Here is a 24,304-nt window from a genome sequence, read left to right as displayed (position 1 = left end):
CGCGCGCGTCCGCCCCGGGTTCGGGGCCGGAGTTGCTGGTGGGGCGCGAGGGACGGGCGGGCTACCGTGTTCGGTATGGCCGGGAAGACGACATCCAGCAAGGGCGGCGCGCGCCAGGGCAGGCCAGCGGCCCGCAAGCCCGCGCCGAGGAAGCCCGCGGCGCGCAAACCGGCGGCGCGCAAGCCCGTCGCCAAGCGGCCCGGCGTGCTCGCGGGCGGGTGGGGTCTGCTGTCCAAGGGCGTCGGCTCGGTCGCCCGCGCGGTCGGCCGCACCAAGGAGCTGGACCCGGCGCACCGCCGCGACGGGCTCGGCTTCGCGCTGATCGCCGTCGGCGTCGTGCTCGGCGCGGCCGTGTGGTGGCACGCCGCCGGTCCGGTCGGCAACTGGCTGGAGATCGGCGTGCGGACGGTCGTCGGCGCGCTCACCACGGCGCTGCCGCTGGTGCTGCTCGTCATCGGCGTCGGGCTGATGCGCTCGGACCCGACGCCGGAGAAGCGGCCCCGGTTCGTCGTCGGGGCGCTGCTGATGCTGTTGGCGCTGCTGGGCATCCTGCACGTGTTCAGCGACCTGCCCGCCGACAACGAGGGCCGCATGTACGCCGGTGGTGTGCTGGGCTATCTGTCCGGCGGTCTGCTCGCCAAGGGCGTCACCTCGTGGGTCGCGATCCCGGTCCTGGTGCTGCTGCTGGGCTTCGGCGTGCTCGTCTTCACCGGCACGCCCATCCGGGAGATCCCGAACCGGCTGCGCGACCTGGGCATGGAGCCGGTCGCCGAACCCGAGCCGCTGGCCGAGCAGGAACCGGAGCCGGAGCCGGTGCGCAAGCGCCGCCCGCGCAAGGCCGTCGAGCAGACCGAACTGCCGCTGGACGAGCCCGAGCCGCCCAAGCGCGCCGAGCCGAGGCCGCAGGTCAAGGAGACCCCGCAGGTCAGGGAGAAGCCCGTCGAGATGACGGTCACGCGGGTCGTCGACGGCGACTACGCGCTGCCCGACCCGACGGTCCTCAAGGTCGGCGACGCGCCCAAGGCGCGCAGCCGGGCCAACGACGCGATGATCGAGGCGATCAGCGGCGTGCTGGAGCAGTTCTCCATCGACGCGCAGGTCACCGGGTTCACCCGCGGCCCGACGGTGACCCGCTACGAGGTCGAGCTGGGCCCCGGCGTCAAGGTCGAGAAGATCACCGCGCTGACCAAGAACATCGCCTACGCCGTGGCCACCGACAACGTCCGGCTGCTCGCGCCCATCCCGGGCAAGTCCGCGGTCGGCATCGAGGTGCCCAACAGCGACCGCGAGATGGTCCGCCTCGGCGACGTGCTGCGCTCGGCCACCGCCGTCAGCGACACCCACCCCATGGTGGTCGGCCTCGGCAAGGACATCGAGGGCCACATGATCACCGCGAACCTGGCCAAGATGCCGCACCTGCTGTGCGCGGGCTCGACCGGGTCGGGCAAGTCCAGCTTCGTCAACTCGATGCTGGTGTCGCTGCTGGCCAGGGCCACGCCGGACGAGGTCAGAATGATCCTCATCGACCCGAAGATGGTCGAGCTGACCCCGTACGAGGGCATCCCGCACCTGATCACGCCCATCATCACCCAGCCGAAGAAGGCGGCGGCGGCGCTGACCTGGCTGGTCGAGGAGATGGAGCAGCGCTACCAGGACATGCAGGCCAACCGGGTCCGCCACATCGACGACTTCAACCGCAAGGTCAAGTCCGGCGAGATCACCGCGCCGCCCGGCAGCGAGCGCGAGTACCGACCGTACCCCTACATCCTCGCCATCGTCGACGAGCTGGCCGACCTGATGATGACCGCGCCGCGCGACGTCGAGGACGCGATCGTGCGCATCACGCAGAAGGCCCGCGCCGCCGGGATCCACCTGGTGCTCGCCACGCAGCGGCCCTCGGTCGACGTCGTGACCGGCCTGATCAAGACGAACGTGCCGTCGCGGCTGGCGTTCGCCACGTCCTCGCTCACCGACTCGCGGGTCATCCTCGACCAGCCGGGCGCGGAGAAGCTGATCGGCATGGGCGACGGGCTGTACCTGCCGATGGGCGCGTCCAAGCCGATCCGCATCCAGGGCGCGTTCGTCAGCGACGAGGAGATCGCCGCGATCGTGGCGTTCACCAAGGAGCAGGCGCAGCCGGACTACACCGAGGGCGTCACCGCGGCCAAGCAGGGCGAGGCCCGCGAGATCGACCCCGACATCGGCGACGACCTCGACCTGCTGCTGCAGGCCACCGAGCTGATCGTCACCTCGCAGTTCGGCTCGACGTCGATGCTGCAGCGCAAGCTGCGCGTCGGGTTCGCCAAGGCAGGGCGGCTGATGGACCTGCTGGAGACCCGCGGCGTCGTCGGCCCGTCCGAGGGCTCCAAGGCCCGCGAGGTGCTGATCAAGCCCGACGAGCTGGAGAACGTGCTGTGGACGATCCGGGGCGGGCCCGCGGCGCAGGACTGAGGTCCGGTTAGTCACGAACGGCTAACGACCTGCGCGAACCGGTGGCGTGGCGGCGTCCATTCCGGATTGATACCCCGGTCGGCGTGCGGAGTGCGCACGCGCGCAGGGGAGGAAAGAGTGGACTACCAGGTCACCTACACGGCGGCGGACGTGCCGTGGGGCCTCATCATCGCGATGGCGGGCGTCGGCCTGCTGCTCACCGTGATCATGATCGCCGCGGTGTGGAAGACGTTCACCAAGGCGGGCCAGCCGGGCTGGGCGGCCATCGTGCCGTTCTACAACACCTACATCATGCTCAAGATCACCGGCAGGCCGGGATGGTGGCTGCTGCTGCTGTTCATCCCGCTCGTCAACGTCGTGATCGCGATCATCCTGATCATCGACCTGGCCAAGAGCTTCGGCAAGGGCGGCGGGTTCGCCGTCGTGCTGATCCTGTTCCCGTACATCGGGTTCCTCATGCTGGGCTTCGGCAGCGCCCGCTACGTCGGCCCGGCCGCGTCGCCGACGTTCCACCAGCACCAGGGCGGCTACCCGGGCCAGCAGCCCGGCTACGCGCCCGCCGGTTACCCCCAGGGCGGCTACCAGCAGCCCGGCTATCCCCAGCAGGGCGGCTACCCCCAGCAGGGCTACCCGCAGCAGGGCGGCTATCCCCAGCAGGGTGGCTACCCGCCGCCGTACAACCAGTGACGCGAAAGGGGCCGCGGTGTCGACCGCGGCCCCTTGTCGTCCCCGGTCAGCTGTTGCCGAACTGGCGGACGGCGGAGTAGTAGACGTCCGCGGTGCGCCTGCAGCCCCAGTGCGTGCCGCAGATCGTGTAGAGGTCGCTCTTGAACTTGTTGTCGATCGAGAGCCGGGTGGACTCGGTGAACCGGCCCTGCCGCTTGTAGTTGCGGTAGCCGAAGTCGTGGCGGTAGCAGGCGCGCACGAAGTTGAACCCGAACGGGTTGTCCGGCGAGTTCGAGCACCCGTCCGACGACCAGTCCAGCTGGCTCGCGTACGGCCGCGCCGCGCGGGTCTGCTGGAACTGGCTCAACGACTGCGAGAACAGGTAGTTGTCGGTCGTCGAGCGCAGCTGGGTCGGGCTCAGCTCGGCGGACGCGGTGCCCGCGCCCATCACGATCGCGGTGGCGGCGGTGACGGAGGCGATCGCTCCGCGGGCGGCACGACGCAGGGTTGACGTGGCCACGACTCCTCCAGGAGTGAGGGGAGCCCGGGTCGAGGGGCTCGGTGTGACAATTACGCACCATCTGCCACGTCCGGAACACCACCGTTCGGGCCAGCGTGCCCGAAATGTCGGTGAACTCCCGTCCACTCCCGACTAGAGCTCAAGCAGCATGCGGGTGTTGCCCAAGGTGTTCGGCTTGACGTAGGGCAGGTCCAGGAACTCCGCGACGCCCTCGTCCGCCGACCGCCGCATCTCCTCGTACACCTCCGGCGTGACCGGCGTGCCGTCGATCTCGACGAACCCGTGCCTGCCGAAGAACTCGGTCTCGAAGGTCAGCACGAAGATCCGCGCCAGGCCCAGCTCGCGCGCCACCTCGATCAGCTTGGCCACCAGCGCGTGCCCGACCCCCGAGCCGAGCGCGTCCGGGGTGACCGCGATCGTGCGGATCTCGGCGATGTCCTCCCAGAGCACGTGCAGCGCCCCGCAGCCGACGATGCGCCCGTCGAGCTCGGCGACCCAGAACTCCTGCACGTCCTCGTAGAGCGTCACCAGTTCCTTGGCGAGCAGCACCTTGCCGACGTACTGGTCGACTATGGCCTTCACGGGCCGGACGTCTGCCGTCCGCGCGCGGCGTACCAGCGGTTTCACGAGAGGTGAACATAGCCCTCGGTGAGATCCCGGTCATCGTCAATACCCGGGTCCGCGCGCTGCCGGTTTAATCACCGGCAGTCGACGAGGACGTGAGGGAGTGCCATGCGCGAGGCGGTCATCTGCGAACCGGTCCGCACCCCGGTGGGCCGCTTCGGCGGCGTGTTCGCGGGCGTCGGCGTCACCGAGCTGGCCGCCACCGTGCTGCGCGCGCTGCTGGACCGCACCGGTCTCGATCCCGCGCTGGTCGAGGACGTGGTCTTCGGGCAGTGCCACCCCAACGGCGACGCGCCCGCCATCGGCCGGGTCGCCGCCCTCGACGCGGGCCTGCCGGTCACCGTCCCCGGCCTGCAGGTCGACCGCCGCTGCGGCTCCGGACTGCAGGCCGTGATCGACGCCGCCATGCGCGTCCAGACCGGCGCCAACGACCTGCTGATCGCCGGCGGCGCGGAGAACATGAGCCAGGTCGAGTTCTACTCGACCGCCATGCGCTGGGGCGTCAAGGGCACGGGCGTCGAGCTGCACGACCGCCTCGCCCGCGCCCGCGTCACCGCGGGCGGCGTCAACCACCCGGTCCCCGGCGGCATGGTCGAGACCGCCGAGAACCTCCGCCGCGAGTACCGCATCCCCCGCGCCGAGCAGGACGAGCTGGCCCTCCGCTCCCACCAGCGCGCCGTCGCCGCCATCGAGGCGGGCCGCTTCACCGACGAGATCGTCCCGGTGACCGTCCCCGCCAAGCGCGCCCCCAAGCGCCCCGACGGCAGCCGGGGCGACACCGTCGTCGACCGCGACGAACACCCCCGCCCCGACGCCGACCTCGACGCCCTGGCCGCGCTCAAGCCGATCATGGGCCGCACCGACCCGGAGGCGACGGTCACCGCGGGCAACGCCAGCGGCCAGAACGACGGCGCCGCCGCCTGCGTCGTCACCACGCCGGAGCGCGCCGCCGAGCTGGGCCTGCGCCCCCTGGCCCGCCTGGTCTCCTGGGCGGTCGCGGGCACGCCGCCGTCGACCATGGGCATCGGCCCGGTCCCCGCCACCGCCCGCGCCCTCGACCGCGCGGGCCTGACCCTGGCGGACATGGACCTCATCGAGCTCAACGAGGCCTTCGCCGCCCAGGTCCTGGCCGTCGCCCGCGAGTGGAACCTCACCGACGCCGACTGGGCGCGCGTCAACGTCAACGGCTCCGGCATCTCCCTGGGCCACCCCCTGGGCGCGACCGGCGCCCGGATCCTGGCCACCCTGCTGCGCGAGCTGGACCGCCGCGAGTCCCGCTACGCGCTGGAGACGATGTGCATCGGCGGCGGCCAGGGCCTGGCCGCGATCTTCGAGCGGACGCCCGCCCGCTGACCGGAGGCGGCTTGCTCGCTGCGCCTTCCGGCCTGCACCCCTCCGACTATCGGCCGGGCAGCCACTTGCCCCACTCGTACCACTCCTCGCCCGGCAGCTGGCCGTCCGAGGGAGCGGGCGCAGGGGCGGGAGCGGGCGCAGGCGGGCGCTGCGTCGGCGCCGGGGCCTTCGCGGCGGGTGCCTGCGGGGCGGGGGCCTGCGGCGCGGGAGCCTGAGGTGCTGGCGGCCGAGGCGCGGGGGCCTGGGCAGCGGGCGGCTTCGGGGCCGCGGGCTTCGCCGACGTCGTCGGTCCGGCGGCAGCGGACGTCGTCATCGCCTGCCCGGGATCGAAGGCGTTCCGCCAGGACAACACCGTCGCCACGAACTCCGACGTCCCGTGGAACCGGTACACCGCGTCCGCGACATCCCCGGGCGTGCTCAGGTCCGCCCCGGTGGCGCACAGATACCGCCCCACCCCCAACGCCGCGTCGGCCACGTTGTGGGGGATCGCCACCCCGTCCCCGGAGGCGTCGCGGCCGTGCTCGGACCACACCGACGGCAGCAGGCGCATCGGGCCCACCGCGCGGTCCCAGCGGGCGTCGCCGTCCCACACCCCGCCGTCGGTGTCCGGGATCCGCGCGCGGCCCGCCGAGCCGTCCAGCACCGGGCCGAGGGACGGGATGATCGTGTCGCCGTCGTCGTCGAGCCCGGTCGCCGCGGCGTGGCCCGTCTGGGCCTGGCCGATCGCGGCCAGCAGCGGCCACGTCAGGCCGCATTCCGGGTGCGTCCGGCCCACCAGCTCCGCCGCCTTCGCGTACCCGCGAAGGGCCACCGGCGGGATCGCGGACGTCCCCGGCGGCACCGGCACCACCTCCACCGCCGCGGGCCCGTGCCCGTCGGCGAGCGTGCCGTCGGCCCCGTAGGCGATCGGCTGCGCGGCGGCCGCGGGCACCGGGACGTCCTCGCCAGCGCCCAGCAGCGCGACCGCGACCGGCACCGCCACCAGCGGCATCGCGACGAACGGGGCCCGGGTGCGGGTGCGACGGTGTTTGCCCATGAAGCGCACCCTGCCCGATCGCGCGACGTGATCCCAGACCCGCTGGAAAACCCCGCAATCCGGTGACGAATCCGACACCGGGGCTTTGTCATCGGGTGCCTATGACCGCCGGATACGCCCGCGCCGAAGGAGCGCGGCTACCCTTTGAGCCGTGTCCACTCCGCCCGCGTCGCGCCGTGTCGCCCTGCTCACCCTCGGTTGTGCCCGAAACGAGGTCGACTCCGAGGAACTGGCGGGCAGGCTCGCCGACGGCGGATGGGAGCTGACCGACGCCGACGACGGCGCCGAGGTCATCGTGGTCAACACCTGCGGCTTCGTCGAGCAGGCCAAGAAGGACTCCATCGACACCCTGCTCGCCGCCGCCGACACCGGCGCGAAGGTCGTCGCCGTGGGCTGCATGGCCGAGCGCTACGGCGCCCAGCTGGCCGAGAGCCTGCCGGAGGCCAGCGCCGTCCTGGGCTTCGACGCCTACCCCGACCTCGCAGAACGCCTCGGCGACGTGGTCGCGGGCCACGCCGTGGCATCGCACACCCCGGTCGACCGGCGCACCCTGCTGCCCATCACCCCCGTCGAGCGGCAGGACAGCGACGTCGCCGTGCCCGGCCACGCCTGGGGCCCGCGCGTGCTGCGCAAGCGCCTCGACGACTCGCCGGTCGCCTCGCTGAAGATCGCCTCCGGCTGCGACCGGCGCTGCTCGTTCTGCGCGATCCCCAGCTTCCGCGGCTCGTTCGTCTCCCGCAGGCCCGACGAGATCGTCGCCGAGGCCCGGTGGCTGGCCGAGCAGGGCGTGCGCGAGCTGGTCCTGGTCAGCGAGAACTCCACCTCCTACGGCAAGGACCTCGGCCCGTCCGGCGCGCTGGAGCCGCTGCTGGCCCGGCTGGGCGCCGTCCCCGGGATCGACCGCGTCCGGGTCAGCTACCTGCAGCCCGCCGAGACCAAGCCGTCGCTGGTCGCCGCCATCGCCACCACCCCGGGCGTCGCCGCGTACTTCGACATGTCGTTCCAGCACGCCAGCGAGCCCGTGCTGCGCCGCATGCGCCGCTTCGGCAACACCGAGTCCTTCCTCGACCTGGTCAAGCGCATCCGCGAGCACGCCCCGGACGCGGGCATCCGCAGCAACGTCATCGTCGGCTTCCCCGGCGAGACCGACGCCGACGTGGACGAGCTGGCCCGCTTCCTCACCGAGGCGCGCCTGGACGCCGTCGGCGTGTTTGGCTACTCCGACGAGGACGGCACCGAGGCCGAGGGCCTGCCCGGCAAGCTGCCCGCCGACGTCATCGCCGCGCGCGTGGCCCGGATCAGCGAGCTGGCCGAGGAGCTGACCGCCCAGCGCGCCGAGGACCGCGTCGGCGACGAGGTCGTCGTGCTGGTCGAGCGCGCCGAGTCCGACGAGGACGACTGCGCGGGCCGCGCCGCCCACCAGGCCCCCGAGGTCGACGGCGAGTGCGTGCTGGTCGACGGCGACATCGCGGCCACCGGCCTGTCCGTGGGCGACCTCGTGGTCGGCGAGGTCGTCGACAGCGAGGGCGTCGACCTGATCGTGCGCGCCCGCGCGCTGGTCCCGAGGACGTGAGCGCCGTGCCCACCGAGGGCGAGGACGCGGCCACCCGGCCAGCGCCCCCGGTGCCCGCCCCGGTGCCGACGCACGTCCCGGTGCTCAACATCGCCAACCTGCTCACGCTGAGCAGGCTCGCGCTCGTCCCGGTGTTCCTGCTCGCCCTGTTCGCAGGCGGCGACTTCTGGCGCTGGACCAGCGCGTTCGTCTTCGCCGTCGCGTCGATCACCGACCACGTCGACGGCAGGCTGGCGCGCCGCCACGGGCTCATCACCGACTTCGGCAAGATCGCCGACCCGATCGCGGACAAGGCGCTCACCGGCGCCGCGCTGATCGGGCTCAGCGTCCTGGGCGAGCTGCCGTGGTGGGTCACGGTCGTCATCGCGGTGCGCGAGGTCGGGGTGACGCTGCTGCGGTTCTGGGTGATCCGGCACGGGGTGATCCCGGCCAGCCGCGGCGGCAAGCTCAAGACGCTGCTCCAGGTCGTGGCCATCGGGCTGTTCCTGGTGCCGCTGCCGGGGTTCCTGCACGTCGTGGCCTGGGTGGTGATGGGCGCGGCGATCGCGCTCACCGTCGTCACCGGCGTCGACTACGCCGTGCGCGCCGTGCGGCTGCGGGCCCGGGGGAAGCGCGCGGTCGCGTGATCCCGGGAGTCCCGGCCGAGCAGGTCGCCGCGCTGGTGCGCACGCTGGCCGAGCGCGGGGAGACCGTCGCCGCCGCCGAGTCGCTGACCGCGGGGCTGCTGACCGCGGTGCTGACCACCGTGCCCGGGTCCAGCGCGGTCGTGCGGGGCGGGCTCGTGGTCTACGGGACGGACCTCAAGGCGTCGCTGGCGGGCGTGGACCCCCGGCTGCTGGCCGAGCGCGGGCCGGTCGACTCCGAGGTCGCCGCGGCGCTCGCCGCGGGCGCCAGGGCCCGCTGCGGGGCCACCATCGGGCTCGGGCTGACCGGCGTGGCCGGGCCGGGGCCGCAGGACGGCGTGCCCGCGGGCACGGTGTTCGTTGCGCTGGAGTCCCCGCGCGGCGGACTGGTCTCGCTGCTGCGGGCGACCGGGACCCGCGACGAGGTCAGGGCGGCCGCCGTCCGGGCGGCGCTGGGCCTCATCGAGGACGACCTGGATGCGATCATCGAGTGAGGTTCGGGTCACTCTCGGTGCCCGGGGGTGGGGAACAGCGAGGTCGACCGGGGTGTTCGCTCTTGGCGTACGCCGTGGGAAGGCCGTGCGACATGTCAGTGCCTCTGGGTAACGTGATGAGTAACTGTCGGAGGAAGGAGGTGTGCGATGACCGTGCTGCTGCGCGAGGCCATCGGTGATCGGCTGCGCCACACCCGGACCAACCAGCGCCGCACCCTGCGGGAGGTGTCCCGGTCGGCGCGGGTCAGCCTCGGTTACCTCTCCGAGGTCGAACGCGGCCGCAAGGAGGCGTCCAGCGAGCTGCTCGCCGCCATCTGCGACGCGCTCGACCTGCCGCTGGCCGAGCTGATGTCGCATGTCGCCTCCGACATCGGCGCGCTCACCTCGGTCGAGCACGGCGTGCCGGAGCAGGTCCCCGCCGAGGCGCGCTCCGCGCCCGAGCACAGCGACGCGGGCGCCCGCGCCGCCATCGAGGGCGGCAGGCTCGTGCCCGCCGTCGTCGGCGACAGCCTGGCCGATCTCCGGCTCCAGCCCGCCCTGCACTCCATCGACTCACTCGGCGGCGCGCGGGCGTTCGTGGCCGCGTAGCCGTTCTCCCGCCGTGCGCACTTCGCGTCCGCCGAACCGTCCCCGGTTCGGCGGACGCGCCGCGTTCGGCCCGTTCACCGGTTACCGTGGGTGAGGGGTCAGGGATGTCCCGGACCCCGGTCCCGGGCAGCCCGGAGATGATCCCGGAAATTGTCCGGGTCCGGTGGAACGGCCTGGGCCCACCTGACACGATGGAACCCACCAGGGTGCCGGGACGTTGCCGTTTCATCGGAAGGTCAGGCGGCGACTTATCCGAGTGAACCGACAGTCGTGAGAAGGCAGGCGGAGGAGATGGCCAACCCGTTCGTGAAGTTCTGGAAGTACCTGATGGCCTCGTTCTCGTCGAAGATCGACGAGCACGCGGACCCCAAGGTGCAGATCCAGCAGGCCATCGAGGACGCGCAGCGCCAGCACCAAGCGCTCTCGCAGCAGGCCGCGGCCGTCATCGGCAACCAGCGCCAGCTGGAGATGAAGCTCAACCGCCAGCTCGGCGAGGTGGAGAAGCTGCAGGCATCGGCCCGCCAGGCGCTCGTGCTGGCCGACGAGGCCCGCGCCAAGGGCGACGAGCAGAAGGCGACCCAGTTCGAGACGGCCGCCCAGTCCTTCGCCACCCAGCTGGTCACCGCCGAGCAGGGCATCGAGGACCTCAAGACGCTGCACGACCAGGCGCTGCAGGCCGCGGCGCAGGCCAAGCAGGCCGTCGAGCGCAACGCGATGGTCCTGCAGAACAAGCTCGCCGAGCGCACCAAGCTGCTCAGCCAGCTGGAGCAGGCCAAGATGCAGGAGCAGGTCTCCCGCTCGCTGAACCAGATGAGCGAGCTCGCCGCGCCGGGCAACACCCCCTCGCTGGAGGAGGTCCGGGAGAAGATCGAGCGCCGCTACGCCACCGCGCTGGGCTCGGCCGAGCTGGCCCAGAACTCCGTGCAGGGCCGGATGATGGAGGTCCAGGCCAGCACGACGGAGATGGCGGGCCGCTCGCGCCTCGACCAGATCCGCGCGTCGATGTCCGGCGGGCAGGCCCCGCAGGTCACCGGCGGCCAGGCCGCCCAGCCCACGCCGGGCAACATCGAGGCCGAGATCGCCCAGCGGGTCGCCCAGGAGCGGCAGGCCAACCCGCAGTCGAACAACTAGCACGCACTCGACCGACTAGCGCGCACCGGGGAGGGGGTCGGCAGTGAGCTACAAGCGTGAGCTGATCCGCATCGCCGACCTCGCCACCAAGCACGTGGACGCGGTCACCAAGGTGCAGGCCCGCATCGCCCGGTGGCGCGACCCGCGCGCCCGGGCGCTGCGCAGGCGGCGCCGCGCGGTGCGGACCACCACGGCGTGGACGGGCACCGGCCTGGCCACCGGCACCGGGGCGGTGGTCGTGGAGGCCGCGGCCGCCAACCCCGGCGCGTCGGTGCCGATCCTGATCGGAACGGCCGTGGTGTCCGGGGTGGCCGCGATCGCCTCCGGCGTGCGGACCTGGCGGCTGCACCGCGAGCCGCTGCCGGAGGCCGCCCGGGTGCCGGTGGCGCTGCCGCCGCCGGACTCCCAGGCCCGCGAGCCCATGCGCAGGCTCGCCGACGCCGAGGACACGCTGCGCGAGTTGCTCGCCCAGCTCAGCCGGGGCGCGCTGGTGCCGCCGGAGTCCGTCGAGCACTCCCGCCGCACCGGCGCGGAGGCCGCCGAGGCGTTGCGCGCGGTCTCGGCCCAGCTGCAGGCCGTCGAGCGGGCCCGCGACCACGCGCCCGCCGCGGACCGCGCCGCGCTCACCGCGGGCGTCCTCAGCCTGCGGACGCAGCTGCAGGAGGGCGTCGAGGGCTACTGCGCCCTGCTCGCCGCCGCGGGCCGCGTCCTGGCCGCGTCGACCGGCGCCGCGCCGCGCCACGACCTCGCCGACGCCACCGACCACCTCGCCGCCCTGGCCGTGGCTCTGCGCGAGCTGTCCCCGCACACCGGATAGGGTCGCGGCTCACACCGCGCCCGCGCGTCACCTTCACGGGGTTGCGGCGTCTTTTCTGTATAGACCCCTTGGAGAGGACGTCGCCCATGTACACCGAAGCCGAGTTGAGGCCGGTTGTGCGCGACCGTGTGGCCGCGATGCCCGCGCACGAGGACCGGTACTGGGCGGCGATCACGGCGAACGGGATCGACCGGGGCTGGGCCGCCCGGCTGCTCGACGCGGCCGTCGAGTGGATCGCGGCGGGCCGATCGGACACCTACGACCCTTACGCGCTGGCACTGTCCTGGGCTGTCGGCGGAGCGCGCTAGGGCATTCAGGTAAACATCACGGTGTCGTATCGACTTGGCGACTACTTGCTGTGGCACCATGCTGCGAACCAGACGGGCGCGGTGGAGGGTGGACGTTGACTTTGTGGTCCGTGCACGGAGACGGTCGGCGTGTGCGGGACGGCGAGGTCGTCGCGCCCCATGAGCGGCTGAGCTGGCCGCTGACCATCGGACTCGGGCTGCAGCACGTGGCCGCGATGTTCAGCGCGACGGTGCTCGTGCCCGCGCTCACGGGTTTCCCGGTGACCACCACGCTGCTGTTCTCCGGGGTGGGCACACTGCTCTTCCTGGTCATCACCCGCAACCGGGTGCCCAGCTACCTCGGGTCGTCGTTCGCGTTCATCGCGCCGCTGTTGGCCGCCAAGGAAAGCGGGCTGGCCGTCCAGTTGGGGATCGTGCTGACCGCGGGCCTGCTGCTCATCGGCGTCGGCGTCGCGGTGAAGGCGCTGGGCGTGCGGCTGCTGGACTCGGTCATGCCGCCCGTGGTCACCGGGGCCGTCGTGCTCCTCATCGGACTGAACCTCGCCCCGGTGGCGACCGGGTCGTTCGCCAAGCAGCCGCTGATCGCGGTGCTGACGCTCGGCGTCGTGCTGGTCTGCGCGGTCGTGGGCCGGGGGATGCTGTCGCGGATGTCCATCCTGGTCGGCGTGCTGGCCGGGTGGGTCGTGGCGGCGCTGACCGGCGGCCTGGACGCCCAGCGGGTCGACGCGCTGGCCGCCGCGCCGTGGTTCGGGCTGCCGGAGTTCACCGCGCCGATGCTGCGGCCGTCGGAGATCCTGCTGGTGATCCCGGTCGTGATCGTGCTGGTCGCGGAGAACGTGGGGCACGTCAAGGCGGTCGGCGCGGTGACCGGGCGCAACCTTGACGGCAGCGTGGGCGACGCGCTCATCGCCGACGGCCTGGCGACCTCGCTCGCGGGCGCGGGCGGCGGGTCGGGCACCACGACGTACGCGGAGAACATCGGCGTCATGGCCGCGACCCGGGTGTACTCGACGGCCGCCTACGCCGTGGCCGCGCTCGTGGCGCTCGTGCTGTCCCTGGTGCCGAAGTTCGGCGCGCTGATCAACACGGTGCCCGACGGCGTGCTCGGCGGGGCGACCATCCTGCTCTACGGCATGATCGGCCTGCTGGGCGTGCGGATCTGGCAGGCCAACCGGGTCGACTTCACCGAGCCGGTGACGCTGATGGTCGTCGCCGCCGCGGTCGTGGCGGGCGTGGGCAACCTGACGTTGAGCGTCGGCGGGATGCGCCTGGAGGGCATCGCCTGGGGCTCGCTGATCGTCGTCGTGCTGTACCCGCTGCTGCGCAAGCTCAGCGCGCTGCGGTCGCGCGATTGATCGCCCGGACGAGCGCGGGTCCGGAGTAGATGAACCCGGTGTAGAGCTGCACCAGCCGCGCGCCCGCGTCGAGCATGCGCAGGGCGTCGTCGGCGGTCATGATGCCGCCGACGCCGATCACCGGCAGGTCGCTCTCCTTGGCGACGAACCCCACGACCTCCAGCGCGCGCTCGGTGAGGGGACGGCCGCTGAGGCCGCCCGCCTCGTCCCGGTGCGGGCCGGTGGCGCCCTCGCGGGAGAGCGTGGTGTTGGTGGCGATGAGGCCGTCGACGTCGTGGTCGGCGCAGACCTGCAGGACCTCGCCGATGGCGTCGTCGGTGAGGTCGGGGGCGATCTTGACCAGGATCGGCGTGCCGTCGGCCTCGGCGGCCAGGGCGCCGACGAGCTCGTCGAGCGCGCCGCGGTCCTGCAGGCCGCGCAGGCCGGGGGTGTTGGGCGAACTGACGTTGACGGCGAAGTAGTCGGCGTGCGGTTTGAGGACGCGCAGCGAGTGCAGGTAGTCGTCGACGGCGTCCTCGACCGGCGTCACCTTGGACTTGCCGATGCTGACCCCGATGGGCACGCCGATCGGGCCGGTGGCGGCCAGCCGGGCGGCGAGCGCGTCCGCGCCCGCGTTGTTGAAGCCCATCCGGTTGATCACGGCCTGGTCGTCAGGCAGCCGGAAGATGCGCGGCTTCGGGTTGCCCGGCTGCGGGTGGCGGGTGACGGTGCCGACCTCGACGAAGCCGAATCCCAGGCCGGGCCAGGCGCGCAGGGCGCGGCCGTCCTTGTCCATGCCCGCGGCCAGGCCGACGACGCCGGGGAAGCGCAGGCCGAACGCGGTGGTCTCGGCGTGCGGGCCGAAGAGGCCGCGCAGCGGGCGCATCGCCGGGGCGAGCCGCCCCAGCGCCTTCACGGTGCGCTCGTGGGCGACCTCGGGGTCGCCCTTGCCGAGGGAGAACAGGACACGCCGGACCAGTCGCTGGTACACCACGCGGCCATCGTGTCATCCGGACGCGATGATGGGCGCGTGACCCGTGACGCCGACGAGCTGTACGCGCTGCCCCGCGAGGAGTTCACCGCCGCCCGCAAGGCCCTGGCCAAACGCGTCCGCGACTCCGGCGATCCGCAGGCGGCGGCCCAGATCGACAAGCTGGCCAAGCCCACCACCGCGGCCTGGCTGGTCAACCGCCTGGTCCGCTCGGCCCCCGACGCCGTGGCCGAACTCACCGAACTGGGCGACGCCCTGCGCGCGGCCCACCAGTCCGCCGACGGCCCCGCCCTGCGCGACCTGACCCCCAAGCGCGCCGAGGTCCTCCGCACCCTCGTCACCCGCGCGGCCCAGGGCGACGACCTGAGCGAGCCGATCATCCGCGAGCTGGAGGAGATGTTCACGACAGCTCTGCTGGACGAGTCGGCGGAAGAACGCCTCCGCACCGGCCGCATCGCCTCCGTCCGCGACCTCTCCGGCGCCCCCGCCTGGCCCGGCCTGGCGGTAACCCCCCAGCCCAAACGCGAACCGGAGAAGAAGCAGAAGAAACCCCCCGAGGACAAGCGCGCGGCCATCGCCGCGGCAAAAGCCGAGGTCAAGTCCGCCGAAGCCGACCGAGCCAAAGCCGAACGCGCGGTAGCGGCCGCCGAGAAGGCGGTAGCCAAGGCCGAGGAACGCGTCCGCGACCTCAACGCCCAACTCGACGCCGCCGAGGCCGCGGAACTAGACGCCCGCCGAGACCTCCAACTAGCCCGCCGAACAGCAAAGGAAGCCGAACGCGCCACAGCAGCAGCCTGGCGACGACGTCAACAACTGGAGGAATAGACCCCGCACTTGCACCCCAACCCGCGCACCCGCCGTCGCCTGCACCCACCGCAGCCGCTGTCAACACCGCCGCCGACCCCGGCTCCACGCCGCCCGCCCCGGCTCCAGCTCTGGTCCCCAACTCGGCCGGCCTCGGTCCCGGCTCCGCCTCGGTCCCGGTTCTGCCTCGGCCTCGGTCCCGCCTCGGTCCGGCTCCGCCGCTGGCTTCGGCCCGCGCCTACCTCCGCCCCGGCCTGCCCTCGGCTCGACCCGCCTCGGGCTCCGGTCTCTGCCCGGTCCCCGGCCTGACTCCGCCCGGCCACGGCCTCGCTCCTGGCCCAGCCCCGGTTCTCGCTCCGGCCCTGGTTCGGGCTTGCGTTCTGGCCTCTGCCCGGCTTCGCCCTAGGGCTCGTCTTGGCCAGGCCCGCTTCCCCTGGCGCCGGTCCGCTCCGGCTCCGGTATTGGTTCCGGCCCCGACACAGTCCGGCTTGCCTCCGCCCGGACCCGGGCCAAGCTCGGCCACAGCTCTGACCCGCCCGCCCCCGCCTCCACGAGCCGTGCGTTGGCTGGCCTGCGGTTTCCGCCCCTGAAAATAGGACAGCCCCCGGGCTGCTTCCCCACGCGTGGCGTGGGGCTCGGGGTGGACTCCGCCCCGAGAGCCCGAGGGCCGGGTGACTGCCTGGTATTCGCTGCGGTGGTCCTTAGCGGACAGCCACCTCACGAGTCCGAAGGGAAATCACTTCTGGACCACCTCCTCTCTTGTGTACGCACAAGCTAAGACGCGAGGCTTGCCCCGATCAACAGCTTTTCCTCGCCACCCGAACGGGTGATGCTAGGGTGCTTACCCGAATACGCAGAGTGTGTGAAAGCTGTTCACATAGGTGCTGTGGAAGGAGTGCCGGTGGCCGCTGCTGGTCGGGTCGCCATCGGTGCGGTGGTGGGGGCGGCGGCTGCCGCCCTGTTCTTCGAGGGGTTGGACTCGGGGGCGCGGTTCCGGGCGGTGCCGGAGGGCTCGACCGTCGACCAGTCCGCCGAGCCGGAGCCGACCGTCCAGGCCACCTTCGTCTCCGGGACCCTGGTCTCGGCCACCTCCGCGGCGTCGCCCACCACCAGCACGACGACCACCTCGCTCACCTCGACGACCACCACCACCACGACCACGACCAGCGCGCCCCCGGTCGTCACCACCACGACCACCACCGCCGAGCCGCCGCCCCCGCCCCCCGAGACGACCACCACCCGCCGCACGACGACCACCACCACGACGACGCGCAGGCCCTGCGGCATCCTCTGGTGTCCCTGATCAGGGACGCGGCCCCGCCTGGCACGTCGGGCAGTAGTACGTCGGCCGGTCGTCCTGATCGGCACGCCTGATCCGCCCGCCACAGCGGGGACACGGATACCGCGTCCGGTCATACGCCCACACCGGCCGTCGCGGATCGCCCGTCGTGTTGCGGGAAACGCGCAAACGGTTGCGGTAGAGCAGATCCCGACTGACCTCCACCACCCGGTCCGCGTCCACTGAGGACACCGGGCTCCACGGCGTCACCCGCAGCACAGCGCAGACCTCGGACTTGTAGACGTTGCCCAGCCCTGCCATGACCCGCTGGTCCAGCAGCGCCACACCCAGCTCCCGCTCCGGCGAGGCGCGCAGCCGGGCCGCGGCCTCGGCGGCCAGCTCCGGCCCCCACTCCGGGTCCAGCAGATCCGGACCCAGGTGCGCCACCAGCCGGTCCTCCTCCGCCGTGTCCACGAGCGCCATCTCCTGCAGCAGGTAGCCCACCGCCTGCTTGTCGGCGGTGACCAGCAGCGCGCGCACCTGGTGCGCGGGCCGACGCCACCGCGCGCCCGCCGGGCCCACCTGCCACCCGCCGTCCATCCGCAGATGGGACCGGAAGCTCAGCGAGCCGTCGAAGCGGAGGAACAGGTGCTTGCCCACCGGCCGCACGCCGACCACCTCGCGCCCGGCGAGGTCGACCGTCGACAGCCGGGGGTGCCGCAGCTCGCCGCGGGTCAGGCGACGACCGACCAGCGCCTCGGCCAGGACCGCCGCGCTGCGGAAGACGGTGTCGCCCTCGGGCACCTCAGGCCTCCGCGGCCTCGGCGTCGTCGTCGTCCGGCCAGTCGATGGCCTGGTGACGCCCCCTGCGGCCGCTGCGCAGCACGCGCGCGAGCAGCAGGTTGAACGCCAGCGACACCTCCCGCGCCCCCGGCGTGTGCCACTGGTGGATCGGCAGGCACGCCCCCTGCGCCTGCTGCACGGCCAACCGGTCCGGCAGCGCCACCGGCATCACCAGCGACCCGAACGTCTCGCGCAGCTCGGCGATGCGGAACTGGTGCTCGTACGAGTGCGACCGCACCTTGTTGACCACGACGCCGATCGCCATCAGGTTGGGGTTGTGCTGGTCACGCGTGTCGGACACGGCCTCGAACGCGCGCTGCGCCCCCGACACCGCGTACATCGTCGGCTCGGTCACCAGCAGCGCGCCCTGGGCGGCGACCAGCGCGGACCGCGTCAGCCTGCCCAGCGACGGCGGGCAGTCCAGCAGGACCAGCTGGTAGGGCAGCTCGTCCTCGGCCAGCATCGTCTTCAGCTCGGCCAGCGCCCGCCCCAGCTTCTCCAGCCTGCGCGCGCCGGGGTCGGGGTCGTTGAGGGTCTCGACCTCCTCGGACCCGACCAGCACGTCGACGTCGTCGCCCCACGCGCTGGGCGCGATCGCGTCGCGGATCACCGACGGGCGCGGGGTCTCCAGCACGTCCGCCAGCGTGGCCTCGGTCTCGGCGGGGTCCAGCGTCGCCGTGGCGTTGCACTGCGGGTCGAGGTCGACGACGAGCGTGCGGGCCCCGCGGCGCAGCGCGGCCGAGGCCAGCCCGAGCACCACCGTGGTCTTCCCCACGCCACCCTTGAGGCTCAGCACCGCCACCGTCTGCACATCGTCACTTTAGGGTCTCTACGCTTCCGTTCATGCGCCCCGATCCTGTTCGCCGCGTGCTGGACGCCGAGCTGACCGCCGCCCGGGAACGCCGTGGCGGGCAGCCGCCCCGGCTGCTCGACGTCGGCGGCGGCAGCGGGGTGCTCGCCGTCCCGCTGGCCGCGGCGGGCGCCGAGGTGACCGTGGTGGAGCCCAGCCCCAACGCCCTGGCCACCCTCGACCGCCGCGCCGAGGACGCCGGGGTCGCCCACCGCATCACCGCCGTCCAGGGCGACAGCGACGCCCTCGACCAGCTGGTCGGCCCCGGGTTCGACCTGGTCATCGCGCACGGCGTCCTGGAGGTCGTGGACGACCCCAAGGTCACCGTCGCCGCGCTCGCCGCCGCCGTCGCGCCCGGCGGCGCGGTGTCCGTGGTGGTCGCCAACCGCTTCGCCGCGGTGATCCAGCGGGCCATCTCCGGGAAGCTCACCGACGCCCGCCAGCTCCTCGACGGCCCCGCCGTCCCCGGCGAGCCCCGCCGCTTCGACACCGTCGGCCTCCACACGCTGCTCGACGACGCGGGCCTGACGGTCCACCTGGTCCAGGGCCTCGGCGTCCTGACCGACCTCGTCCCCGGCGGGGTGCTGGAGTCCAACCTCGCCGCCGCGGAGGCCCTCGCCGACCTGGAGGCGACGGCGGCCACCATGGCCCCGCTGCGCGACATCGCCACCCGCCTGCACGCCCTGGCCCGCCGCTGACGCTCGGCCCGGCTGTCGGCGCCCTGTGCTTTGCTGTGCGGCATGGGGCGGAGCGGGGATCTGCCGCGCGGGTTGGTCGAGCGGTTCCGGGCGCGCGATGACGCGTGGCCGGACGATGCCGGGTGCCCGATCCTGCACGTCGACATGGACGCCTTCTACGCCTCCGTCGAGATCCGGGAGCGGCCGGAGCTGGCGGAGCGGCCGGTCGTGGTCGGGGGAGTGGGACCGCGCGGGGTGGTGTCGTCGGCCAACTACATCGCCCGCGGGTTCGGGGTGCGCTCGGCCATGCCGACCGCGCACGCCCGGCGGCTGTGCCCGCACGCGGTGTTCCTGCCGCCGACCTTCGAGCTCTACCAGGAGGTCTCCGCCGGGGTGCTGGCGATCTTCCGCGACATCACGCCGCTGGTCGAGCCGCTGAGCCTGGACGAGGCCTTCCTCGACGTCGCGGGCGCGCTGCGGCGGCTGCGGGCCACGCCCGCGGAGATCGGCGCGCAGATCCGCCGCCAGGTGCGCGCCGAGCACGGGATCAGCTGCTCGGTGGGGGTGGGCCCGACGAAGTTCGTCGCCAAGCTGGCCTCCGGCCTGGGCAAGCCCGACGGCATGCTGGTCGTCCCCCGCGACGAGGTCGACGCCTTCCTGCGCCCGCTGCCGGTCTCCGCGCTGTGGGGCGTGGGCAAGGCGACGGCCGAGCGCCTGGCCGCGATCGGCCTGGAACGCGTCGCCGACGTCGCCGAGACCCCGCTGCCCCGCCTGCGGCGCGCGATCGGGACCGCGCAGGCCGAGCACCTGCACGCCCTGGCCCGCGGCCACGACGGCCGCGCCGTCGTCCCCGAGACGGCGGAGAAGTCGATCGGCGCGGAGGAGACCTTCGAGGTCGACCACTACGACCGCATCCTGCTCGCGCGCGAACTGCTGCGGCTGAGCGAGAAGACGGCAGCCAGCCTGCGCTCCCGCGGCCTCAGCGGGCGCACGGTGTCGATCAAGGTGCGCTACTCCGACTTCACCACGATCAGCCGCTCCCGCACCCTGCCGACCCCCACCGACGTCACCCAGGAGATCTACCGCACCGCGGTCCGCCTCCTCACCGACCACGCCCCACCCGGCGCGGTCCGCCTGATCGGGGTGCGCATGGAACAACTGGGCCCGGCAGGCCAGGACCAACTCACCCTCGACGCCCCGGAGAACGGCTGGCGCGAAGCCGACCAGGCCGCCGACAGGGCCAGGTCCAAATACGGCCGGGCCGCCATCCGCCCAGCCTCCCTGCTGGGGGAGCACCCGGACCGAGCAGGAGCGACGGAGCCCCGCCCGAAGCGCTGACCGGGCTGGAAGGCGACCTCGTCCCGGTGGCGGCAGAGCGGCGCGCGAAAGGCTGATTGAGCCGAAAAGGGACCTCCGGCGGGTGACGGAGCCGAGCCCAAAGCGCTGACCGGAGCCGTAAGGGCCACCTCACCCCGGCAGGGCCGGCGGAGCCGCGCCCGAAGCGCTGGCCCGGCCCGACAGGTGACCCCAGCCCAGCGGGAGCGGCGGTGTCAGCTCCTCGGGCCAGCGTCAGAACGCGATCTCGCCTCCGACGCTGACTCCGGCCGCCGCCAGTTCGCGCTCCACGCGTCGGGCGATCGTCGTCGCGTCTGTGTCGTCGTCGTAGGTGGCGTGGGCGGCGAGCACCACCTCGTGGCCTCGCCGGAGCGCGGACAGGGCCGTCTCGCGGACGCAGTACTCGCTCTGCATGCCCGCGATCACCACCCGGGACCCGGAGGGGATGAGGTCGGCCAGGAGGGTGCCCGCGAAGGCGTCCGGCTCGGTCTTGTCGACGACGTGCTCGCCGCCGACCACGTCGTGGACGAGTTCCCAGCCCGGCGTGCCCGTCTCGTCCGGGTCGCCGGTGCCGCCGTTGTTGCGCACGTGCACCACCGGCACGCCCGCGATCCTGGCCCGGGTGAGCAGGTCGACCACCGCGGCCTCGACGGCCGGGGCCGAGGGCACCGGCGTCGGCGGCCGGATCATGTTCCGTTGCACGTCGACCAGCACCAGGACATCCCGCATGGGCACGGACGTTAGCACACGTGTTCGAATCCGGGATCCGCCATCCGGTGCTGTGCTCAGGTTCGGCCGGACGCTACCGCCGCGACGATCACCTCCGGTAGTCACATGATCACCGACTTCCGGAAGGGAACCGTCGATGATCACACCCCTGCGGGTCGGCGCCGTGCTCGCGGCGCTGGCCATGACCGCCCTGCTCGCCCCGACCGCCGCCGCCGTCACCGACCTGGAGCTGGCCACGCGCTGGGCGCCGATCCACTACCAGGACACCGACTCCAGCGACTACGACGCCGACTACGTCACCGCCGTGGACTACGACGGCGAATGGGACACCCTCAACAACTGGGAGCACCAGGACGACAGCCTGGCCCGCCTCACCGGGACCGCCTACTACTCCGTCGTCGAGACCTCGACGCACTGGTTCATCGGCTACTCCTTCTACCACCCGCGCGACTGGGAGGACTTCCCCGACCCGTTCCGCCAGTTCACCCACGAGAACGACCTGGAGGGCACGGTCCTGACCGTCCGCAGGGACGGCTCCCAGCACGGGCGGCTGGAGGCGATGGTCACCGTCGCCCACAGCGACTTCTACTCCTACGTCCCCTCCGGCAGCACGTTCACCTCCGGCCGGGAGAACGTCGACGGCGCCCTGATCCTGCGCGACGGCCGTCCCACCACCCGCCAGGAGGCCAAGGGGCACGGCCTCTACGCCTGGAACGGCGCGGAGTTCCCCGGCGGCGACGGCGTCGTCTACTACCCGGGGACGGCCGAGGTCCCGTCGTCGGGCAACGACCGCTCGGTCGGATACCGCCTGGTCAGCGTGTTCTCCGAGGGCGGAATGTGGGCTCGGCGACACAGCGCCGCCACCTTCGCCAGCTACGGCACGTTCCGCGGCGACAACGGCAAGCCCAACTCCGCGAACGCCCCCTGGGGCTGGGACGACGGCAACGACGGCAGTGACATTCCTCGCGGCATGCTGGCCACCGACCCCGCCTACCTCGTGGCCCAGTACTTCGCCGGTGAGGGCACGTTCAGCCAGGTCTACACCCGCAACGAATTCCAGGTTTGACCCGGCGACCGGCTGGGTACAGACCTGGCGGACTTCGCCGCCGTGGAGCGGGGTGGAGAATGGCGTCCGCAGGACGGACAGCGAATCCCACCCCGCTCCACACTTTTGCGGGCTGGGAGCCGGACCGGAGGGAAACAGCGTGTCAGAGGTGGAGACCGAGACGGTGACCAGAGCCGCACGGGTCAGGAACGTCGACATCCTCGTCGGGGCCGACGCCGACCAGGTTCCCCTGGTCCGCTCGTTCGCCGCCGACATCGCCATGCGGATGGACTTCGACCTCGACGCGATCGAGGACCTGCGCATGGCCGTCGACGAGGCGTGTTCGCTGCTGGTCAGGGCGGCGGCGGTCGAGAGCCGCCTGCACTGCGCGTTCGAGCCGGAGGCGCAGACGCTGCGGGTGCGCGTCGCCGTGGACGCCGTCGACGACCGGCCGCCGTCGGCCGACCCGCTGGCCTGGCAGATCCTCACCGCGCTCGCCGAGTCGCTGACCGAGCGCGTCGAGCCCGCAGGCGGTGGTGTGCACCGCGTCACGGTGGAGCTGGTGGCCCGCCCGACCGTCATGGACGCCCGGTGACCGACGACGTCGACCCGCGGCTCGCCGAACTCGCCAGCCTGGCCGAGGGCGATCCCCGGCGCGCCGCGCTGCGCTCGGAGATCGTCGCCGCGCACCTGGACCTGGCCCGCAACCTCGCCCGCAAGTTCGACCGCCGGGGCGAGGCGCTGGAGGACCTGGTGCAGGTGGCGACGATCGGGCTGATCAAGGCCGTCGACCGCTTCGACACCGAGCGCGGCAACTTCTACGCCTTCGCCGTGCCGACGATCATGGGCGAGCTGCGCCGCCACTTCCGCGACACCGCGTGGGCCGTCCGCGTGCCGCGCCAGCTCAAGGAGCTGCACGTCACCGTGGCGGCCGCGAGCGCGGAGCTGAGCCAGACGCTGGGCCGCGCGCCCAAGCCCTCCGAGCTGGCCGACCACCTGGGACTGGACCGCGAGCAGGTCTACGAGGTGCTGGTAGCGGGCGCGAGCAAGCAGGGCGCGTCGCTGGACGCGCGGCTCGCCGAGCCCGCCGGGGACCGCTTCGGCTACGAGGACGAGCAGTTCGACGAGGTGGACAACCGCCGCGCGCTGGCCCCACTGCTGGCCGCGCTGCCCGAGCGGGAGCGCCGGATCGTCGTGCTGAGATTCTTCCGCGGGATGAGCCAGTCGGACATCGCCCGGCGGGTCGGGGTCTCGCAGATGCAGGTGTCCCGGCTGCTGGCCAAGACGTTACGCCAGCTGAGAGCCGGGCTCGGCGAGGACTCCACAATGGCGGGATAGCGACGCGCGCCGCCGCGAGAAGGGGCGGCACAGCGATGCGCACCGCCCGAAGTGGACGGTGCGCATCGACGCGTACCCCAGCGGGACGGACGTCAGGAGGCCTTCAGGGCCCGGCGGCGCTGCGCGATCAGCGTCCGGCGCTCGCCTTCCCCCATCGCACCCCAGATCCCGTACGGCTCCTGCACGGAGAGCGCGTGCTCACGGCACTGCTCCAGCACCGGGCAGGCACGGCAGATCGCCTTGGCGCGCTCCTCGCGGGCGTGGCGGGCCGGGCCGCGCTCGGCGTCGGGATGGAAGAACATCATCGCGTCCGCACCCCGGCAGGAACCCTGCAACTGCCAGGTCCAGGACTCGGCGACCGGCTTGGGCAGACGGGTGATCTCGGCCATGGCATATCCCTCCCTCGGGTGCCCCCCGCTGGGGTGCGGCGGGGTCGCCTGCGACTTACCCGGCGCTATGAGGGGTGAAACGGTGTTGTCGTAACCCGCTCGCGTTGCGGGGTGATTAGGGTGTGCCGAGCAGGGCAACCCGCGCCGAGGAAGGACGACTGTGGAAACCAAGACCGAGGGCGCCGACCCGATTGTCATCTCGGTGTCGGGCGAGGTGGACCTGGCCACGGCCGCGGACCTGGAGCGGACGCTGTCGGAGACGATGGCTGGCTCCTCCGCGGCCACGATCGAGGTCGACCTGTCGCAGGTGGAGTTCATGGACTCCGCCGGGCTGCGCGTGCTGGTGGCGGCCCGCAAGCAGGCCGAGGACGCAGGCCGCACGCTCCGGCTGCGCGCGCCGCACGAACGGGTGCGCCGGATCATCGAGATCACCGGTCTCGCGCCGGTGTTCGGCCTCGATGAGTGACGCACATCACCTGGTGACACGCGGGGTGATTCACCCTCCG

At 72.9% G+C, this 24,304-nt stretch carries 27 protein-coding genes; 19 read left to right on the top strand and 8 right to left on the bottom strand.

The window, feature by feature from the left end; genetic code table 11:
* Positions 1-75: 75 nt before the first annotated feature.
* The gene (locus IEY98_RS18335) at positions 76-2,451 is read left to right on the top strand and encodes a DNA translocase FtsK 4TM domain-containing protein (protein ID WP_189211620.1); all 2,376 of its coding nucleotides are present in this window, start codon (positions 76-78) and stop codon (positions 2,449-2,451) included.
* Positions 2,452-2,568: 117 nt separating this feature from the next.
* Complete coding sequence (locus IEY98_RS32710; protein WP_229787006.1) at positions 2,569-3,138, top strand: DUF5684 domain-containing protein; 570 nt, start codon at positions 2,569-2,571, stop codon at positions 3,136-3,138.
* A gap of 46 nt (positions 3,139-3,184) precedes the next feature.
* On the opposite strand, the gene IEY98_RS18325 is transcribed toward IEY98_RS32710, so the two are convergent.
* Together IEY98_RS18325 and IEY98_RS18320 are read right to left on the bottom strand one after the other, a co-directional pair.
* Complete coding sequence (locus IEY98_RS18325; protein ID WP_229787005.1) at positions 3,185-3,637, bottom strand: phospholipase; 453 nt, start codon at positions 3,635-3,637, stop codon at positions 3,185-3,187.
* A gap of 132 nt (positions 3,638-3,769) precedes the next feature.
* Positions 3,770-4,264 carry an amino-acid N-acetyltransferase gene (locus IEY98_RS18320; protein ID WP_189211619.1) on the bottom strand — a complete coding sequence of 165 codons (495 nt, stop codon included), beginning with the start codon at positions 4,262-4,264 and terminating at the stop codon, positions 3,770-3,772.
* 105 nt (positions 4,265-4,369) lie between these two features.
* Between IEY98_RS18320 and IEY98_RS18315 the strand changes: the two genes are divergently transcribed.
* Positions 4,370-5,614, top strand: a complete 1,245-nt coding sequence (locus IEY98_RS18315; protein ID WP_189211618.1) for an acetyl-CoA C-acetyltransferase — start codon at positions 4,370-4,372, stop codon at positions 5,612-5,614.
* A 46-nt stretch (positions 5,615-5,660) separates the two neighbouring features.
* Here the strand turns inward: IEY98_RS18315 and IEY98_RS18310 are convergent, their stop codons facing one another.
* Positions 5,661-6,650: a lysozyme family protein gene (locus tag IEY98_RS18310; protein ID WP_189211617.1), complete on the bottom strand. Its 990-nt coding sequence runs from the start codon at positions 6,648-6,650 to the stop codon at positions 5,661-5,663.
* 151 nt (positions 6,651-6,801) lie between these two features.
* Here IEY98_RS18310 and rimO point away from each other — a divergent pair, with 151 nt between their 5' ends.
* From rimO to IEY98_RS18270, 8 genes are all read left to right on the top strand, one after another.
* The gene (rimO, locus tag IEY98_RS18305; RefSeq protein ID WP_189211616.1) at positions 6,802-8,223 is read left to right on the top strand and encodes a 30S ribosomal protein S12 methylthiotransferase RimO; all 1,422 of its coding nucleotides are present in this window, start codon (positions 6,802-6,804) and stop codon (positions 8,221-8,223) included.
* Positions 8,220-8,849: a CDP-diacylglycerol--glycerol-3-phosphate 3-phosphatidyltransferase gene (pgsA, locus tag IEY98_RS18300; protein WP_189211615.1), complete on the top strand. Its 630-nt coding sequence runs from the start codon at positions 8,220-8,222 to the stop codon at positions 8,847-8,849. Before rimO ends, pgsA begins: the two co-directional genes overlap by 4 nt.
* On the top strand, positions 8,846-9,340 hold the full coding sequence (locus IEY98_RS18295) for a CinA family protein (protein ID WP_189211614.1): 495 nt from the start codon (positions 8,846-8,848) through the stop codon (positions 9,338-9,340). The genes pgsA and IEY98_RS18295 overlap by 4 nt, the downstream gene beginning before the upstream one ends.
* A 147-nt stretch (positions 9,341-9,487) precedes the next feature.
* On the top strand, positions 9,488-9,928 hold the full coding sequence (locus IEY98_RS18290) for a helix-turn-helix domain-containing protein (protein ID WP_189211613.1): 441 nt from the start codon (positions 9,488-9,490) through the stop codon (positions 9,926-9,928).
* Between the two features lie 291 nt (positions 9,929-10,219).
* Complete coding sequence (locus tag IEY98_RS18285; RefSeq protein WP_189211878.1) at positions 10,220-11,059, top strand: PspA/IM30 family protein; 840 nt, start codon at positions 10,220-10,222, stop codon at positions 11,057-11,059.
* Between the two features lie 43 nt (positions 11,060-11,102).
* Positions 11,103-11,876 carry a phage shock envelope stress response protein PspM gene (gene pspM / locus IEY98_RS18280; protein WP_189211612.1) on the top strand — a complete coding sequence of 258 codons (774 nt, stop codon included), beginning with the start codon at positions 11,103-11,105 and terminating at the stop codon, positions 11,874-11,876.
* A gap of 86 nt (positions 11,877-11,962) precedes the next feature.
* Positions 11,963-12,184, top strand: a complete 222-nt coding sequence (locus IEY98_RS18275; RefSeq protein WP_189211611.1) for a hypothetical protein — start codon at positions 11,963-11,965, stop codon at positions 12,182-12,184.
* 95 nt (positions 12,185-12,279) lie between these two features.
* Positions 12,280-13,539 carry a uracil-xanthine permease family protein gene (locus tag IEY98_RS18270; RefSeq protein ID WP_189211610.1) on the top strand — a complete coding sequence of 420 codons (1,260 nt, stop codon included), beginning with the start codon at positions 12,280-12,282 and terminating at the stop codon, positions 13,537-13,539.
* Here the strand turns inward: IEY98_RS18270 and IEY98_RS18265 are convergent.
* On the bottom strand, positions 13,514-14,512 hold the full coding sequence (locus IEY98_RS18265; RefSeq protein ID WP_189211609.1) for a quinone-dependent dihydroorotate dehydrogenase: 999 nt from the start codon (positions 14,510-14,512) through the stop codon (positions 13,514-13,516). The genes IEY98_RS18270 and IEY98_RS18265 overlap by 26 nt on opposite strands.
* 36 nt (positions 14,513-14,548) lie before the next feature.
* On the opposite strand from IEY98_RS18265, the gene IEY98_RS18260 reads away from it, so the two are divergent.
* Together IEY98_RS18260 and IEY98_RS18255 are read left to right on the top strand one after the other, a co-directional pair.
* Positions 14,549-15,334, top strand: a complete 786-nt coding sequence (locus IEY98_RS18260; protein ID WP_189211608.1) for a hypothetical protein — start codon at positions 14,549-14,551, stop codon at positions 15,332-15,334.
* Positions 15,335-16,214: 880 nt separating this feature from the next.
* Positions 16,215-16,616, top strand: coding sequence for a hypothetical protein (locus IEY98_RS18255; protein WP_189211607.1), 402 nt, complete (start codon positions 16,215-16,217; stop codon positions 16,614-16,616).
* Here the strand turns inward: IEY98_RS18255 and IEY98_RS18250 are convergent, their stop codons facing one another.
* Both IEY98_RS18250 and IEY98_RS18245 read right to left on the bottom strand, forming a co-directional pair.
* Positions 16,617-17,396 carry a DNA-formamidopyrimidine glycosylase family protein gene (locus IEY98_RS18250; RefSeq protein ID WP_189211606.1) on the bottom strand — a complete coding sequence of 260 codons (780 nt, stop codon included), beginning with the start codon at positions 17,394-17,396 and terminating at the stop codon, positions 16,617-16,619.
* 1 nt (position 17,397) lies between these two features.
* Complete coding sequence (locus tag IEY98_RS18245) at positions 17,398-18,246, bottom strand: ParA family protein (protein ID WP_189211605.1); 849 nt, start codon at positions 18,244-18,246, stop codon at positions 17,398-17,400.
* A gap of 32 nt (positions 18,247-18,278) precedes the next feature.
* Between IEY98_RS18245 and IEY98_RS18240 the strand changes: the two genes are divergently transcribed.
* Together IEY98_RS18240 and IEY98_RS18235 are read left to right on the top strand one after the other, a co-directional pair.
* Positions 18,279-18,983 carry a class I SAM-dependent methyltransferase gene (locus tag IEY98_RS18240; RefSeq protein ID WP_189211604.1) on the top strand — a complete coding sequence of 235 codons (705 nt, stop codon included), beginning with the start codon at positions 18,279-18,281 and terminating at the stop codon, positions 18,981-18,983.
* Positions 18,984-19,025: 42 nt separating this feature from the next.
* The gene (locus tag IEY98_RS18235; RefSeq protein WP_189211603.1) at positions 19,026-20,300 is read left to right on the top strand and encodes a DNA polymerase IV; all 1,275 of its coding nucleotides are present in this window, start codon (positions 19,026-19,028) and stop codon (positions 20,298-20,300) included.
* Positions 20,301-20,531: 231 nt separating this feature from the next.
* On the opposite strand, the gene IEY98_RS18230 is transcribed toward IEY98_RS18235, so the two are convergent.
* Entirely contained in the window at positions 20,532-21,026 is a 495-nt protein-coding gene (locus tag IEY98_RS18230) for an isochorismatase family protein (protein ID WP_189211602.1), read from the bottom strand.
* Positions 21,027-21,162: 136 nt separating this feature from the next.
* Here IEY98_RS18230 and IEY98_RS18225 point away from each other — a divergent pair, with 136 nt between their 5' ends.
* The 3 genes from IEY98_RS18225 to IEY98_RS18215 all read left to right on the top strand — a co-directional run bounded on the left by IEY98_RS18225 (position 21,163) and on the right by IEY98_RS18215 (position 23,409).
* Positions 21,163-22,092, top strand: coding sequence for a hypothetical protein (locus IEY98_RS18225; protein ID WP_189211601.1), 930 nt, complete (start codon positions 21,163-21,165; stop codon positions 22,090-22,092).
* 139 nt (positions 22,093-22,231) lie between these two features.
* Positions 22,232-22,666, top strand: a complete 435-nt coding sequence (locus tag IEY98_RS18220) for an ATP-binding protein (RefSeq protein ID WP_229787004.1) — start codon at positions 22,232-22,234, stop codon at positions 22,664-22,666.
* Positions 22,663-23,409: a SigB/SigF/SigG family RNA polymerase sigma factor gene (locus IEY98_RS18215; protein WP_189211600.1), complete on the top strand. Its 747-nt coding sequence runs from the start codon at positions 22,663-22,665 to the stop codon at positions 23,407-23,409. The genes IEY98_RS18220 and IEY98_RS18215 overlap by 4 nt, the downstream gene beginning before the upstream one ends.
* Positions 23,410-23,501: 92 nt before the next feature.
* Here the strand turns inward: IEY98_RS18215 and IEY98_RS18210 are convergent, their stop codons facing one another.
* Positions 23,502-23,798, bottom strand: coding sequence for a WhiB family transcriptional regulator (locus IEY98_RS18210; protein WP_189211599.1), 297 nt, complete (start codon positions 23,796-23,798; stop codon positions 23,502-23,504).
* A gap of 160 nt (positions 23,799-23,958) precedes the next feature.
* Between IEY98_RS18210 and IEY98_RS18205 the strand changes: the two genes are divergently transcribed.
* Positions 23,959-24,264 carry an STAS domain-containing protein gene (locus IEY98_RS18205; RefSeq protein WP_189211598.1) on the top strand — a complete coding sequence of 102 codons (306 nt, stop codon included), beginning with the start codon at positions 23,959-23,961 and terminating at the stop codon, positions 24,262-24,264.
* Positions 24,265-24,304 lie beyond the last annotated feature (40 nt).

It is taken from the genome of Actinokineospora fastidiosa, assembly GCF_014648415.1.
Classification (GTDB): Bacteria; Actinomycetota; Actinomycetes; order Mycobacteriales; family Pseudonocardiaceae; genus Actinokineospora; species Actinokineospora fastidiosa.
This window is presented reverse-complemented; position numbering and strand designations above follow the sequence as displayed.

Coding starts and splice junctions, on each gene's coding strand:
- IEY98_RS18290 (WP_189211613.1), top strand. CDS start 9,488: ATGACCGTGCTGCTGCGCGAGGCCATCGGTGATCGGCTGCGCCACACC.
- IEY98_RS18225 (WP_189211601.1), top strand. CDS start 21,163: ATGATCACACCCCTGCGGGTCGGCGCCGTGCTCGCGGCGCTGGCCATG.
- IEY98_RS18235 (WP_189211603.1), top strand. CDS start 19,026: ATGGGGCGGAGCGGGGATCTGCCGCGCGGGTTGGTCGAGCGGTTCCGG.
- IEY98_RS18285 (WP_189211878.1), top strand. CDS start 10,220: ATGGCCAACCCGTTCGTGAAGTTCTGGAAGTACCTGATGGCCTCGTTC.
- IEY98_RS18210 (WP_189211599.1), bottom strand. CDS start 23,798: ATGGCCGAGATCACCCGTCTGCCCAAGCCGGTCGCCGAGTCCTGGACC.
- IEY98_RS18275 (WP_189211611.1), top strand. CDS start 11,963: ATGTACACCGAAGCCGAGTTGAGGCCGGTTGTGCGCGACCGTGTGGCC.
- IEY98_RS18240 (WP_189211604.1), top strand. CDS start 18,279: ATGCGCCCCGATCCTGTTCGCCGCGTGCTGGACGCCGAGCTGACCGCC.
- IEY98_RS18310 (WP_189211617.1), bottom strand. CDS start 6,650: ATGGGCAAACACCGTCGCACCCGCACCCGGGCCCCGTTCGTCGCGATG.
- IEY98_RS18335 (WP_189211620.1), top strand. CDS start 76: ATGGCCGGGAAGACGACATCCAGCAAGGGCGGCGCGCGCCAGGGCAGG.
- IEY98_RS18315 (WP_189211618.1), top strand. CDS start 4,370: ATGCGCGAGGCGGTCATCTGCGAACCGGTCCGCACCCCGGTGGGCCGC.
- IEY98_RS18230 (WP_189211602.1), bottom strand. CDS start 21,026: ATGCGGGATGTCCTGGTGCTGGTCGACGTGCAACGGAACATGATCCGG.